Genomic DNA, 14,274 nt, shown 5'->3' on the forward strand with positions numbered 1-14,274 from the left:
CCCTCCAGGAACGACTGCTCCTGCTTGGCGTCCTCGTACTCGGCGTTCTCGGTGATGTCGCCGTCGAGCTTGGCGTCATGGATGCGCTGGGCCACCCGCGGCCGCTCCTCGACGATGAGGTGGCGCAGCTCGGCGCTCAGTCGCTCGACGCCCTCAGGGGTCAGGTACACGGGCTTGTTGTTCATCGCCTCAGGCGGGTATCGCTCCCGATAACAAAAAAGCCTCAGCTCCGGCCGTTCGGGAAGCTGGCTTGTGCTGGCGTCGGCGGATTGTAGGCGTGGGGTGGGCCAGTGTCAAAGTCCGTGCGGGTCAGTGACCGGCCGCGAGAAGGACCACCACCAGGGCCGCCAGCACGAGCCGCTCCAGGCAAAAGATGGCCACCGAACGGGTCCGCAGCCAGCGCAGCAGAAAGCCGATCGCGAGGGTTCCCGAGACGGCGGCGGCCACGAACCCGACGCCGATGGCCAGCCATTCGGTCGAGGTGTGACTGGCGGTGAGCAGGTGCCGCGAGCCATACAGCCCCGCCCCGAGGGTGATGGGCGTGGCGAGCAGGAAGCTGAAGCGGGCGGCGGTCTGGCGGGTCAGGCCGAGTGCCAGGCCGGTGGCGATCGTCGCGCCCGATCGGCTGATGCCCGGCAGCAGGGCGGCCGCCTGCGACAGGCCGATGGCCAGCGCCGGACCGGTCCCGATCGCGCTCAGATCGCGCTGGCGGGTCCCCAACCGATCCGCCAGGAAAAGCACCGCGGCGCCGATTACCAGAAAGCCGGCGATGGCCAGCCGCGACTGGTCCGCGTCGCCGTGGAAGGCGGCCTCGATGGCATCCTCCAGCGCAAAGCCGATGAGCGCCGCCGGGATGGTGGCCACGACCAGGAGCCAGCCCAGCCGTCGGTCGGGGTCGTCGCCGATGCGTCGTTCGGCGATGGACCGGCCCAGCGCGCCGAGCAGGCGCAGCCAGTCGCGCCCGACGTGGACGAGGAGCGCGAGCAGCGTCCCCAGGTGCAGGAACACGTTGAACGACAGGCTCCCGATCAGCCCGTCCTGCTCCCAGCCCAAGAGCCAGGGGGACAGCTCCAGGTGGGCCGAGGAGCTGACCGGGATGAACTCGGTCAGGCCCTGGATGAGGCCGATCAACGCGGCCTGGATGATCAGCTCCATGACAGCTCCCGGCCGCTTCCGCAGTCAGCGGATGAAGAGCGGCGCCAGGACGAGGGTGATGGTGGCCAGCAGCTTGACGAGGACGTGGAGCGACGGGCCCGCGGTGTCCTTGAACGGATCACCAACCGTGTCGCCGACCACGGCGGCGGCATGGGCGGGTGTCTTCTTGCCGATCACGTTGCCCTCGTCATCGGTCAGGTGTCCGGACTCGATGTACTTCTTGGCGTTGTCCCACGCTCCGCCACCGTTGTTCAGGACGGTGGCCAGCAGGACGCCGGCAATGGTGCCGACCATGAGCATGCCGGCCATCGCCTCGTGGCCGAGGAGCAGCCCGACCGCGATGGGCGTGGCGACCGCGACCATCCCGGGCAGGATCATCTGGCGCAGCGCGGCGCGGGTCGTGATGTCCACCACCCGGGCGTAGTCTGGGCGCTGGGTGTAGTCCATGATCCCCGGCATCTCGCGGAACTGGCGCCTGACCTCGACGATGATCGACTGCGCCGTGGTGCCCACCGCGCGAATGGCGAGCGAGCTGAAGAAGTACACCAGCATGGCGCCGATCAGGGCCGCGATGAACACGTTGACGTCGGCCAGGTCGACCGATTCCATGAGCGGCCGCCCCTGGCGGGTGAAGATCAGGTTCACCTTGTCGATGTAGGCGGAGAACAGGAGGAAGGCCGCCAGCGCCGCCGAGGCGATGGCGTATCCCTTGGTCAGGGCCTTGGTCGTGTTGCCCACCGCGTCCAGCCGGTCGGTGATCTCGCGGGCGCCACCCTCGGCCTTGGCGAACTCCGCGATCCCGCCGGCGTTGTCGGTGATCGGTCCGAAGGTGTCCATGGCCAGAATGTAGGCGGTCGTCATGAGCATGCCCATGGTCGCCACGGCGGTGCCGAAGATGCCGCCCACGTCACGGCCGGCCGCGTTCACCAGACCCGCCTGGGAACCCAGCCAGTGGCTGGCAAACAGGGCGAGGCTGATGGTGATGGCCGTGACGGCGGTGGTCTCGAAGCCGACCGCCGTGCCGCTGATGATGTTCGTGGCCGGGCCGGTCTTGCTGGCCTCGGCAATCTCCTTCACCGGCCGCCAGGCGCCCGACGTGTAGTACTGGGTGATGTAGACAAACGCCACGCTGGTGGCCAGCCCCACCACCCCACAGAAGAAGAACCAGACCCATACCGGGATGCCGTTGGCGCCCGGGGTGCCGCTGGTGTCCATCATCACGAACGTGACCAGCGCCAGGGCCAGGACCGACAGGATGGTGGTGACCCAGTAGCCGCGGTTCAGCATGTTCATCGGTTCCTCGGTCTCACTGCCGCGGACGAAGAAGATGGCCACGATGGTCGCCAGCAGACCGAAGGCGCGGACCACGAGCGGGAAGAAGATCCACGCCTCGGGGTTGGGCCAGCCCGCTTCCCGGGCGATGACGTACACGCCGACCCCCAGGATCATGGCCCCGATGTTCTCGGCTGCGGTGGACTCGAACAGGTCGGCCCCACGGCCGGCGCAGTCGCCGACGTTGTCGCCCACCAGGTCCGCGATCACCGCGGCGTTGCGGGGATCGTCCTCGGGGATGCCGGCCTCGATCTTGCCGACCAGGTCCGACCCGACATCGGCAGCCTTGGTGTAGATCCCGCCGCCCAGCTGGGCGAACAGCGCCACGAAGCTGGCCCCGAAGCCGAAGCCCACGATCAGGAACGGAGCCACGTCCGGGTTGGTGAAGCCGCCGTAGGTCACGAAGATGCCCCACACGCCGAGGAGGGACAGGGCGACCACCAGGAACCCGGACACCGCCCCGCCCCGCATGGCGACCTGGACCGCCTCGACCAGGCTGTGGCGGGCGGCGGCCGCGGTGCGCACATTCGACTTCACCGAGATGTACATCCCGATCACCCCGGAGGCCATGGAGCACAGGGCCCCGACAAAGAACGCGACCGCCGTCATAAGGCCCAGCTGGGCGCCGAAGACGTCGGTGTCCGCCACCTCGGCCGTTTCGACCACGCCGATGACCAGGCCGATGATGGCCGCCCCGACGACCGCCAGCACGAGGATGGTCAGGTACTGGCGGCGGATGAACGCGACCGCTCCCTCCATGATCGTCGCGGCCACATCCTCCATGGCCGGCGTCCCCGTATCCCGGCGCAGGACATCGCGGGCGAGGTAGGCCGCAAAGGCGACCGCGGCCAGGCCGGCGACAGGAATCACCCAGGTGATGGGCTGAATCGGCATGGATCCTCCGTGGGGGGTCGGGCGACGGCGCCGGATGGTAGCGCGGGCCCGTTCGCAGGGTCAACCGCGTTATGCTTTCGCCCGTTTGACCTACGTGCAGCCTGCCGCGGGACCAACCGGCGCCGAACGTTCCGCGGCGCGGCGGGGTGCCGGCTGCCTGCTCGAGATCGTGGAAACGGTGGTCCTGACCGCGGTCATCTACCTCGTCATCCACAACTTCGTGGCCCAGCCGTTCGAGGTCGAGCAGAACTCGATGGTGGCCACCATCCAGCCGGGCGACTACGTCCTGATCGACAAGCTCACGCCGCGCTGGGACGACTACTCGCGAGGGAACGTCGTCGTCTTCAACCCGCCGGATGGGTACGAGCAGACTGGGGTCCCGTTCATCAAGCGCGTCATCGGTCTGCCCGGCGAGACGGTTCTGCTCGAGAACGGGGTGGTCTTCATCAAGCCGGCCGGTGGGGTGCCGGTGCGCCTGGACGAGCCGTACCTGGTCACCGGTGCGGACGGGACTCCGGCTCCCACCCTGCCCCGCGACGCGCAGGGCACGATCGAGTGGATCGTTCCCGACGGGCACGTCTTCGTCATGGGTGACAACCGCCCCGACAGCCAGGATTCGCGCTTCTTTGGGCCCATCGAACGCGACCTGATCGTGGGACGCGCGTTCGTACGCTACTTCCCGCTGGATCGGATCACGCTGTTCGTTTCGCCCCCCTACCAGGGCCTGGTGGAGGCGCTAACGGACGACGGATCAGTCCGGGCCCATCATCCGCGTGGGGGCTCTTCGGCCATCACCCAAGTGTCGATCGCCCGCTCGTAGTCGACCACCGACCCGGCGTCGAACCACAGGGCAAGCTCCGCGTCGGCGGTTTCCGGCGCATCGGATGCGTGGATGAGGTTGCGCAGGCCGCTCACGCCGAGGTCGCCGCGGATGGTGCCCGGATCCGCCTGGTTGGGCATCGTTGCTCCGACGAGGCGCCGCACCACGGCCACCGCATCCGGCCCGGCAACCGCGATGGCCGCCACCGGTCCGGAGGTGATGAACTCCACCAGCTCGGCGTAGAAGTGCTTGCCGACGTGGATGGCGTAGTGGCGCTCGGCCATGTCGTGGGGCACCCACAGCAGGCGCAGGCCGACGACCTTGAGCCCCTTGCGCTCCAGCCGGCCGAGGATCTCGCCCACCAGCCCGCGCTGGACCCCATCCGGCTTGACCAGGACCAGGGTGCGCTCCATGACGGTGGGGTCTCCTCAGGCGCGAGCTAGGTCCGAGCGGCTCGGTCGTAGGCGGCGGCTGCCTCGCGCTCCCGTCCCGCCGCGCGGAGAAGGTCGCCGTACAGTACCAGACGCTCGGCGCTGGGCTGCGTCCCCAGATTGGGCTCCAGCATGACCACGCCAGCCGCCGCGATCCGGGGGTCGCGCCGCAGAGCCAGGGTCAGCTCCCGGTCGCCGGTTGCCAGGTCATTCTCCCCGTAGGCGATGGCCGCCGCGCCCAGCCGATCCTCGGCCGGGGAGGCTTCGGACCCGGCGCTGGGGCTTGGTCCGGCCCACGATGGGTTCGGCCACTCCAGCCGGCTCGGGGCGCCCCGGCGCAGGCGCCACGCCTCGTCCGCGCCGACCGCGTTGACGACCCGCTCCAGCAGCCCCTCCGCCTGGCGCATCTCCCCGATGGCGGCCAGACCCTCGGCTTCGACCATCATCGTGATCGAGCGCCGGCGCTCCACGCCACGGGGCCGCACCGCCGTGACGGCCTCGTAGGCGGCCACCGGCCGGCCGGAGCGCCACAGGGACTCGGCCAGAAGGGCGCGCGCCGCGTCCAGCTCCTCGGGGTTGCGGCCGGTCGCCTCCAGGGTCGCGATCCGGCGCCGCAGGGTGCCTTCCACGACGCCGTACTGGGCGGCGTCCATCTGGGCCCGGGCCAGGGCCAGCTGGTCCGGGACGAGGTCGATCCCGGTTTCGATGGTCATGCCGCGAGCAGGGCCTCAACCCGGCGTCGTCCTCGGAACGGCCCCAGCAGGACGATCCGCGCCAGGCTGGGTCGGAGGTAGGCCCGCGCGACGCGGAGCAAGTCGTCCGACGTGACCGACTCGAGGTGCTCCACCACCTCTTCGACCGTGAGGATCCGCGGCAGGAGGCTCTCCCCGGTGCCCAGCCAGCCGGCCACCGCGCTCGACTCCTCGAGGCGCAGCTCGATCCGCCCGCGGGTGTAGGCCCGCGCCCGTTCGAGCTCGGACAGGGGTACGGGGTCCTGGACGACGCGCTCCAGCTGCTCGAGCGCGGCGCGGATGATGGCCGTCGACTGGGACGGGTCGAACCCGGCGTGGATGCCCACCGTGCCGCAATCGGCGTACGAGGTCGCAAAGGTCCCGATGTCGTACGCCAGGGAGCGCCGTTCCCGCAGCTCGACGAACAGGCGGCTGCTCATCCCATCGCCCAGGACCGCGCCCAGCAGGTCCAGCGCCCAGCGGTCGGGGTGGGTGCGTGAGACGCCGGGCATGCCCAGGCACAGGTTGCCCTGGGTCAGGCGTCGGAAGGCGACCCGCACGCTGCCCGCAGACGTTGGCCGCGGGGCGGAAAGGCCCGCCGACTTCCGGCGCCCAGCGCGCCGGCCGGAACCGACCCCGTCAGCCCGGCCATCCTCCGCTGCCCGGTCGAACCAGCTCCGGGCCGTGCGGCGCACCGTCCGGTGGTCAATCGCCCCGGCCACCGCCAGCACCATGTGCTCAGGGGTGTACCAGCGGCGCCAGTGGCCCACGACGTCGGCATGCGTCGTGCGCCGCACGCTGCGCGGCGTGCCCGCGATCTCGCGACCCAGCGGGTGGGTGCCGAACAGGAGCTCATCGAACAGGGCAAAGACGTGGTCCGATGGGGAGTCGATATAGGCCCGGATCTCGTCGACCACGACCGGCTTCTCGGCCACCAGGTCCGCAGGCCGAAAAAGCGGGCGCAGGACCAGCTCGCCGACGACATCAAAGGCGCGGTCGGCGCGGGTCCGCGGGACCCGCGAGGAGTACACGGTCAGCTCGCGGTCCGTCGACGCGTTGACGGTCCCTCCGCACGCCTCGATGGCCTCTGACAGGGCCCCTGGGGCGGGGTAGGCCCGGGTGCCTTTGAACGCGAGGTGCTCCACCATGTGCGACAACCCGGCCTCGCCATCGGCCTCGTGGCGCGAGCCGACGCCCACGAATAGGGCCACCGACACCGATCGGGCATGCGGCATCGCCTGGCTGACCACTCGGAGGCCGTTGGGGAGCACGCTGCGCTCGTGGGGCGGAGCGCCCCGCCTAGCCGTCCTCGTCCTCGTCGGGGGCATCGGGCGACTTGAGGAGCTCCATCTGGATGAAGTCCGGATCGAGCGCCAAGTCGTCCGGCGCGGTTGCCGGCGCCCGCATCGGCGCCTCATCCTGGATGCCGATCTCGGTCGCCGTCTGAGCGAACTCGATGACCACCTTCTCGGAGCCGATGACCAGGGTATAGGTCAGCAGCTGGTCGGAGGTCGTGTCGAACTGAAGGTAGTCGAACGAATCGAGGTTGAGGCAGATGGCCAGCGGCGTGAAGTAGGACGCGATCTCGGGGTGGTCGACCACCAGCCGCTCGACCCAGCCGGTGCCGCCACTGGCGACCTGGTTGCCGCGAAAGTAGCTGTAGGTCACCGTCTGCTTCAGGAGCGGACGCAGGATGTTGTAGATGTCGCTTTTGTCAGTGACCAGACCGGTGTTGATATAGAGCTTGGCGCGCGGTTCGGGCGTGGGCTCCATCGGTCTCTCCTGCGGGGTCTGGCGGAGTCTAGCATCGGAAGAAGCGGTCGAAACGGCTGTTACGATGTCCGACTGATGCGACTGTTGGCCGCCGATATCGGCAACACGAACACCGGGGTTGGGCTCTTCGACGACGCGGTCATGGTCGGCGCCTGGCAGGCCGAGACCGACTCGCAGGCCACCGAGGACGAGCTGGCCGCCATGCTGACAGGCCTGCTGGCCCTGGACGGGCATCGCCTGGAGGGGTTGGATGCCGCCGCCCTGGCCTGTGTCGTGCCCGCGCTGGTCCCCACCTGGCGCCGGATGCTGACCCGCCGCGCGGGCGTTGAGCCGGTGGTCGTGGACGCGGCCGGGCTGGGCGGCGTGCTGGCCATCGAGATCGACCGCCCGGCGGAAGCCGGCGCCGATCGGCTGGTGAACGCCCTGGCCGCCCGCCAGGAGTTCGGCGGCCCTGCCATCGTGGTGGACCTCGGAACGAGCACCAACTTCGACGTCGTGAGCGCGGAGGGCGCCTATCTCGGCGGAGCGATCGCGCCCGGGCTGGGGATCTCTGTCGACGCCCTGGTGGGGCGTGCGGCAAAGCTGCCGCGAGTCGAGCTCCGGCGCCCACCGCGCGCCATCGGCACCAACACTGTGCATGCGATGCAGAGCGGAACGGTGAACGGCTACATCGGACTGCTGAGCGGTCTTCTTGCCGCCCTGCGGGGGGAGCTGGTCGAGCGCTCGCCGGCCGACGCCCGGGTCACGGTGGTGGCGACCGGCGGCTTCTCGCTCCAGCCATGGCTGGCCGAGGTGCCCGGCATCGACCGCGTGGAGCCGGAGCTCACCCTGCGCGGGATCAGGTACGCGTACGAGCACATCACTACCCGGACGGGCGCGCGGGCCGGCGTGGCCGAGGCCGACGGGAGCCCGGGATGACGGAAGCGATGAACGGGACGCTGGTCGGCCGTCGGGTGGTGGTCGGGGTCAGTGGCAGCATCGCCGCCTACAAGGCCGCGATCCTGGTCCGCCAGCTGATGAGCGCGGGGGCGATCGTGGACGTGGCCATGACGCCGGCCGCAACGGCATTCGTGACGCCGCTGACATTTGCCTCGCTCACCCACCGCCCGGTGATCACCGACGTCATGGCGCTCGACCCCGACGAGCACATCGCGCACATCGAACTGGCCGAGGCGGCGGACGCCATCGTCCTCGCCCCGGCCACCGCCAACCTGGTGGGCAAGCTCGCGGCGGGACTGGTGGACGACGCGGTGACGGCCATCGTGTGCGCTAGCCGGGCCCGGGTGGTCGTGGCACCAGCCATGGACGCGGGGATGTGGACCCACCCGGCCACGCAACGCAACATCGAGACCCTGCGGGGCTTCGGGTACCTGGTCGTGGAGCCGGAGGTCGGGGCGCTGGCGTCAGGCCTGACCGGGATCGGGCGCCTGGCGGAGCCGGAGACGGTGCTGGCCGCGGTCGAGCGCCTGTTCGCCCGAGCCGGCGACCTGGACGGGCTGCGGGTCGCGATCAGCGCCGGCGGGACGCGGGAGCCCATCGACCCGGTGCGATTCATCGGCAACCGGAGCAGCGGCAAGATGGGGGTGGCGCTGGCCGAGGCGGCTCGTGACCGGGGCGCAGCGGTGACCCTGGTTGCCGGCAGCCTGTCGGTGACCGCACCGCGCGGCGTGAACGTGGTGGATGCCACGACCGCCGCGACCATGCGCGAGGCGGTGCTCCGCATCGCCCCGGCCGCCGACATCCTGGTCATGGCCGCTGCGGTGTCCGACTATGCCCCGGCGAAGCCCAGCGGCCGCAAGATCAAACGCAGTGCCGGCCGCCTGCGCCTGGAGCTCGTCCCCAACCCGGACATCATCGCCGAGGTGGGTGAGATGCCGGACGGCGTTCGGCCGTTCCTGGTTGGCTTCGCGGCCGAGAGCGATGAGCTGGAGGCCAACGCCACCGGCAAGCTGCGCGACAAGGGCCTGGACCTCATCGTCGCCAACAAGGTGGGTGGTCCGTTCGATGCGATCGGCTCCGAAGAGAACAAGGTCGTCGTGTTCGGCGCCGAGGGCGCCCTCACCGACTGGCCGATGCTCCCCAAGCGCCAGGTCGCCGAGCGACTGTGGGACCTCATCGCCGATCGCTATCGGGCCCGCCGTCCGGTCCGCGCGACCTCAACCCCGGCCCGGTCCTCTCGCTCGCGCGCCGCGCGTCGCCCCCGCCAACAGGACGCGTAGGGGTGGAGGTCGTCCGCGGCATCGAGGAGCTGCGGGACGCGATCCTGGAGCTTCGAAAGGCGGGGCACGCCATCGGCTTCATCCCCACCACGGGCCTGGTGCATTCGGGCCAGCTGTCGCTCGTGCGCCGCTCGCGTGAGTCCGACGGCGGAGTGGTGGTGAGCAACCAGGCCGACCCAACCGGTGCCGCCGCCGAGGAGGATCGGCTGCTGGCGCTGCTGGAGATCGAGGGCGTGGACGTCGCGTTCCTGCCGTCGCACGAAACGGTGGACCCGCTGCACGTCACCCGGGTCACGGTGGACGGGCTGACCGGCCGCCTGGAGGGCGCGTCGCGACCGGGATACCTCGACGAGGTGGCCACCACGACCATGCGGCTCCTCCACCTGGTCGGGCCGGCGCGCCTGTACCTGGGCCAGAAGGACGCCCAGCGGGTGGTGGTCGTCCGGCGCATGTTGCGCGACCTGTTCGTCAACGTCGAGCTGGTGGTCTGCCCGGTCCTCCGCGACCCAGACGGCCTGGCGGTGTCCGCCGCCAACATGGGGCTGTCCATTGAAGAACGACACGCGGCGACCTGCCTGTACGCGGCCATTGCCGCGGCTCAGGCCGCCCACGACGCCGGCGAACGTTCAGCCGAGGTTCTTCGGGCGCGAATGAATGAGCACATCAGCGCCGAATCCCTGGCCCGGGTCGACTACGTGAGCATCGCGGACGCGGTCACGCTGGCTGAGCTATCGCGTCTCGACGGGCCGGCGCTGGCCATGACCGCGGTGTGGATCGGGCGCTCGCGCCTGACGGACAACGTGCCGCTCGGCTGAGGCTGGGCGGGCTGAGACGGAGCGAAAGTACTACTGACCGGTGCCCCGGGATGGGTAGGATGGGTTGGGGAGGCCGGCGAGTGCCCACGTCCGGCCTCCTTTTCTATGGGCCGCGACGTGCTGCGCTCTTGGTAACGCCTCCGCCTTCTGCACCAGCCGCCCGGAGGGCCGCCTTGTACGCCCGCTTCTGGGACTGGTAGCGCTCCAGCGCCTCCGGCGTGTCCACGTCGCCCAGGGTGGGCCAGGTCGGCAGGCGCCCGGCCAGTCCCGGCAGCTGGACCCCAAACCGACGAGACAGGATGGCGAGCAGCCCGTTCACCTTCAATTCGCCGATCGACGGCAGCGCGCGCAGGCGAGCCTCGAGATCGGCGCCGTCGCGGGCTTCGCGCCAGATCCGGCTCGCGTCGCCGTCGTAGGTGTCCACGATGACCCGGCACAGCGCGGCCACGCGGCCCGCCATCGAGGCGGGGTACCGATGCAACGCGGGGCGCTCGCGGAAGACGCGCTCCAGCTCGGCCGGGTCCATGGTCGCAATCCGCGTCGGGTCCAGGTGCCCGATGCGGCGGCGCAGCTCCCACGGGCCATTGAACGCATGCTGGACGGTGACCTGCTGGTCGAGGGCAAAGCCGATGAGCAGCGCGAGCGGGTCCTCTCCCAGCAGCCGGTTGGCTTCGGGGTTGTCCGTGAAGGGCAGCACAGGCGGCACCGGCAGGGTCGTCGCCTAGTCCTCGCGGCCGCCGCTGGATGCGCCACCGCCAGAGCCACCGCCGCCACTGGGGCCGGCGCGGCGCTCGATCCGTTCCACCGCCTCGCGGAGCCGGGCGACGAGCTCGGCGTCCACCATGTCCGACTCCAGGTGCTCCCCCAGCCGCTCCATGAGGTCGGCCGCGATATTGAGCAGGATGTCGGCGTCGGCGATGAAGAATTGCGGCTCGTTGTTGTAGCGGACGAGAGTCAGCCGTCCCTGGAGACTGGACCCGGCTTCGCCATGCAGAACCTGGGTCCCGAAGTTGTGGCCCTGGATCCCGTCCGGGTTGTTCAGGAAGTTCAGCGCGTTGTCGATGGCCAGCCCGAATCGGGCTCGCCAGCTGACAATCCGCTCGCCGATCTCCGGCGCCAGGCCGATCTGCCCCACTTCCTCGAACACCTCGCGGGTGACGGTCAACAGACCGATGAGGGTGGACCCGGCCCGGTTGCCGAGCATGACCTGGAGCGACCGCTCCAGGGTGAAGACGTCCGAGTCGAACCGCGGGCTGGTCGTGACATCCGCCAGCAGGTCCTCGACGTTGTCGAGCTGGCCCGCTTCCGACAGCGCGTTGCTGAGGGTCAGGATCTCCTCCCGGAACAGAAATCGCTCCTCGTGGTCGAGCATGGGCTCTACGGGTACAGGCCCCGCAACGTGGTGGCCTCCGCGACCCGCGACACGGCGACCATGTAGGCGGCGGTCCGCATGTGGACCTCGTGCAGGTCGCTCATCCGATGGACCGCCTCGAAGGCCCGATCCATGATCTCCTTCAGGCTCTCGTTGATCCGAGCCTCGGTCCAGAAGAACGACTGCATGTCCTGGACCCATTCGAAGTAGCTCACCGTGACGCCACCCGCATTGCACAAGATGTCGGGGATCAGGAAGATCCCGCGCTCGTACAGGATCTCATCCGCCTCCGGGGTAGTCGGGCCGTTGGCGGCCTCGGCCACCACCTTGGCCTGGATTCGGTCCGCGATGCTGCGCGTGATCTGGTTCTCCAGCGCGGCGGGAATGAGAATGTCGCACGGGAGCGTCAGCAGCTCCTCGTTGCTGACCGCATCCGCGCTGGGGAAGCCGGCCACCGTGCCGTGCTCCTGCTTCCACGCGCTGACCTTGGCAGGGTCGAGGCCGCTCGGGTTATGGATTGCCCCGGACGAGTCGCTGACCGCAACGATGGTCGACCCCTCGGCGGCGAGGAGCTGCGCGGCGATAGACCCCGCGTTGCCATAGCCCTGGATGGCGACCCGTGCCTCGTCGAGGTGGAGGTGCAGCTGCCGGGAGGCCTGCCGGAGGGTGAACACCGCACCCCGGGCGGTGGCCTCGTTGCGCCCCAGCGATCCGCCGATGGCGACCGGCTTGCCGGTCACGACGCCCGAGATCGTGTAGCCGTTGTGCATGGAGTAGGTGTCCATCATCCAGGCCATGACCTGGGCGTTGGTATTGACATCGGGGGCCGGGATGTCGCGATCAGGACCGATGAGCGGGCTGATCTCGGTCGTGAAGCGCCGGGTCAGGCCCTCCAGTTCGCGCAGCGAAAGCTGCTTGGGATCGACGATCACCCCGCCCTTGCCGCCGCCATACGGGATGTTCACCACGGAGCACTTCCAGGTCATCCACATGGCCAGGGCCCGGACCTCGTCCAGGGTGACGTCCTGGTGGTAGCGGATGCCGCCCTTGGCCGGCCCGCGCGAGAGGTTGTGCTGGACCCGGTAGCCGGTGAAGACCTCCACGTGGCCGTCGTCCATGGTCACTGGGAAGTGGACCGTCAGCTCGCGCTTGGGAACACGGAGGACTCGGCGCAGGTCCGGATCGAGGTCGAGTTTCTCGGCGGCCTCGTCGAATTGCTGCTGGGCGACGGCCCAGATGTTCGGCGCCTCGGCGACAGACGAGTAGTCGGTCATGGGTGGCGGACACGCTCCGTGGTGGCAGGGTGGAACGGGCGAAAAAGCGCGCCGATTATACGGGCGGGGCAGCGCGCCGCCGAGTCCCGGCTACGCCGCGCGACGAACTGCTCGGGCCCGGGCCACGTGCCAGTCACAGGTGACTGGCACAGTCATGGAGCAGGGCGTCAGTCCGGATCCCAGTCACAGGTGACTGGCACAGTCACGGAGCAGGGCGTCAGTCCGGATCCCAGTCACAGATGACTGGCACGGGCGAGGCTCACTAGACCAGCTCGATAGCCAGGGCCACCGCTCCCCCGCCGCCCAGGCAGAGCGTGGCGAGGCCGCGCGTCCCGCCGCGGTGGCGCAGGGCATACAGAAGCGTGGTCAGGACTCGCGCCCCCGACGCCCCGATCGGGTGGCCCAGGGCCACCGCGCCCCCATTGACGTTGACCTTGTCCCAGTCGAATCCCAGGGCGTTGCCGTCGGCCAGCACCTGGGCCGCGAAGGCCTCGTTGATCTCGATCAGGTCGAATTCAGGGAGAGCGATGCCCACTCGCTCGACGAGTCGTTGGACGCCCTCGATGGGAGCCTCGAACAGCCACTCCGGGGCGACGTCGGCCTGGGCGTAGCCCGTGATGCGGGCCATGGCGCGCAGTCCATCGCGCTCCACGACGTCGGACGAGGCCAGGACCAGGGCCGCGGCGCCATCGGTGATGCCCGGTGAGTTGCCGGCGGTGACCGTGCCGTCATCGGCCTGAAAGGCGGGCTTGAGCCTGGCCAGGGCCTCAGCGGACGTGTCGGAGCGGGGGCCCTCATCGGTGTCGACCACCGTTGGTTCCTTCTTTCCGGGAACTTCGACCGGGACGATCTCATCGGCGAACGCGCCCGACGCTATGGCCGCCAGGGCGCGCTGGTGGGACCGCAGGGCGAAGGCGTCCTGCGCCTCCCGGCTGACACCGTGCTTGGCCGCCACCCGCTCGGCGTGGATGCCCATGTGGACGTCGCACGCGCTGCACCACAGCCCGTCGTACAGCGTCGCGTCCACCAGCTCCTGGTTGCCGAGTCGATACCCTGCCCGTGCGCCCGGCAGCAGATACGGCCCCAGGTTCATGTTCTCCATGCCGCCGGCGACGATCAGGTTCGCGTCTCCGGCCCGGATTGCAGCGGCGCCAAGCATCACCGCCTTCAGGCCGGAGCCACACACCTTGTTGATCGTCGTGGCGCTGACGGAGTCCGGCAGGCCGGCCTTGCGCGCCGCCTGGCGGGCCGGGGCCTGGCCGGCGCCGGCCTGGATGACCTGGCCCATGAAGACCTCGTCGACCCGGTCGCCCGCGATGCCCGCGCGCTCGACCGCGGCCCGGATGGCGACCGCACCAAGTTCCGTGGCGGGGATCGTCGAGAGACCGCCGCCGAACTTGCCGATCGGGGTGCGAGCGGCGGACAGGATGTACACGTCCGACGACATCGGCTTCATGC

At 69.9% G+C, this 14,274-nt stretch carries 15 protein-coding genes; 4 read left to right on the forward strand and 11 right to left on the reverse strand.

Translation table 11 applies throughout. From position 1 onward, the window contains the following. The 3 genes from AABM41_08460 to AABM41_08470 all read right to left on the reverse strand — a co-directional run. The coding region (locus tag AABM41_08460; GenBank protein MEK6192339.1) for a transcription elongation factor GreA at positions 1 to 185 on the reverse strand (185 nt) is incomplete at its 3' end. Between the two features lie 124 nt (positions 186 to 309). Beyond that, on the reverse strand, positions 310 to 1,155 hold the full coding sequence (locus tag AABM41_08465; protein ID MEK6192340.1) for an undecaprenyl-diphosphate phosphatase: 846 nt from the start codon (positions 1,153 to 1,155) through the stop codon (positions 310 to 312). 24 nt (positions 1,156 to 1,179) lie between these two features. Beyond that, the gene (locus AABM41_08470) at positions 1,180 to 3,381 is read right to left on the reverse strand and encodes a sodium-translocating pyrophosphatase (protein MEK6192341.1); all 2,202 of its coding nucleotides are present in this window, start codon (positions 3,379 to 3,381) and stop codon (positions 1,180 to 1,182) included. Positions 3,382 to 3,475: 94 nt separating this feature from the next. Here AABM41_08470 and lepB point away from each other — a divergent pair, with 94 nt between their 5' ends. Next, positions 3,476 to 4,201 (forward strand): signal peptidase I, encoded by a 726-nt coding sequence (gene lepB, locus AABM41_08475; GenBank protein ID MEK6192342.1) that lies wholly within the window; start codon positions 3,476 to 3,478, stop codon positions 4,199 to 4,201. Here lepB and ndk read toward each other — a convergent pair. From ndk to AABM41_08495, 4 genes are read right to left on the reverse strand one after another with little or no spacing between them, the layout of a single operon-like run. Next, complete coding sequence (ndk, locus tag AABM41_08480; protein MEK6192343.1) at positions 4,147 to 4,614, reverse strand: nucleoside-diphosphate kinase; 468 nt, start codon at positions 4,612 to 4,614, stop codon at positions 4,147 to 4,149. The genes lepB and ndk overlap by 55 nt on opposite strands. A 26-nt stretch (positions 4,615 to 4,640) precedes the next feature. Then, complete coding sequence (locus AABM41_08485; GenBank protein ID MEK6192344.1) at positions 4,641 to 5,345, reverse strand: hypothetical protein; 705 nt, start codon at positions 5,343 to 5,345, stop codon at positions 4,641 to 4,643. Further along, positions 5,342 to 6,634, reverse strand: coding sequence for a pitrilysin family protein (locus tag AABM41_08490; GenBank protein ID MEK6192345.1), 1,293 nt, complete (start codon positions 6,632 to 6,634; stop codon positions 5,342 to 5,344). Before AABM41_08490 ends, AABM41_08485 begins: the two co-directional genes overlap by 4 nt. A gap of 28 nt (positions 6,635 to 6,662) precedes the next feature. Next, positions 6,663 to 7,136 (reverse strand): hypothetical protein, encoded by a 474-nt coding sequence (locus AABM41_08495; GenBank protein ID MEK6192346.1) that lies wholly within the window; start codon positions 7,134 to 7,136, stop codon positions 6,663 to 6,665. A 75-nt stretch (positions 7,137 to 7,211) separates the two neighbouring features. On the opposite strand from AABM41_08495, the gene AABM41_08500 reads away from it, so the two are divergent. Genes AABM41_08500 through AABM41_08510 form a run of 3 tightly spaced genes read left to right on the forward strand, consistent with a single transcriptional unit; the run spans position 7,212 to position 10,170 of the window. Continuing rightward, a complete protein-coding gene (locus AABM41_08500; GenBank protein MEK6192347.1) occupies positions 7,212 to 8,054 on the forward strand; it encodes a type III pantothenate kinase in 843 nt (280 codons plus the stop codon). Next, positions 8,051 to 9,355 (forward strand): bifunctional phosphopantothenoylcysteine decarboxylase/phosphopantothenate--cysteine ligase CoaBC, encoded by a 1,305-nt coding sequence (gene coaBC, locus AABM41_08505; GenBank protein MEK6192348.1) that lies wholly within the window; start codon positions 8,051 to 8,053, stop codon positions 9,353 to 9,355. The genes AABM41_08500 and coaBC overlap by 4 nt, the downstream gene beginning before the upstream one ends. A 2-nt stretch (positions 9,356 to 9,357) precedes the next feature. Next, positions 9,358 to 10,170, forward strand: coding sequence for a pantoate--beta-alanine ligase (locus AABM41_08510; GenBank protein ID MEK6192349.1), 813 nt, complete (start codon positions 9,358 to 9,360; stop codon positions 10,168 to 10,170). Between the two features lie 103 nt (positions 10,171 to 10,273). Here the strand turns inward: AABM41_08510 and AABM41_08515 are convergent, their stop codons facing one another. From AABM41_08515 to AABM41_08530, 4 genes are all read right to left on the reverse strand, one after another. After that, positions 10,274 to 10,876, reverse strand: a complete 603-nt coding sequence (locus AABM41_08515) for an HhH-GPD-type base excision DNA repair protein (protein ID MEK6192350.1) — start codon at positions 10,874 to 10,876, stop codon at positions 10,274 to 10,276. A gap of 15 nt (positions 10,877 to 10,891) precedes the next feature. Next, the gene (locus tag AABM41_08520) at positions 10,892 to 11,542 is read right to left on the reverse strand and encodes a hypothetical protein (GenBank protein MEK6192351.1); all 651 of its coding nucleotides are present in this window, start codon (positions 11,540 to 11,542) and stop codon (positions 10,892 to 10,894) included. A gap of 5 nt (positions 11,543 to 11,547) precedes the next feature. Continuing rightward, positions 11,548 to 12,816 (reverse strand): Glu/Leu/Phe/Val dehydrogenase, encoded by a 1,269-nt coding sequence (locus AABM41_08525; GenBank protein ID MEK6192352.1) that lies wholly within the window; start codon positions 12,814 to 12,816, stop codon positions 11,548 to 11,550. 262 nt (positions 12,817 to 13,078) lie between these two features. Beyond that, a complete protein-coding gene (locus AABM41_08530) occupies positions 13,079 to 14,263 on the reverse strand; it encodes an acetyl-CoA C-acetyltransferase (protein ID MEK6192353.1) in 1,185 nt (394 codons plus the stop codon). Positions 14,264 to 14,274 lie beyond the last annotated feature (11 nt).

Source organism: Chloroflexota bacterium (assembly GCA_038040195.1).
Lineage (GTDB): Bacteria > Chloroflexota > Limnocylindria > QHBO01 > QHBO01 > DASTEQ01.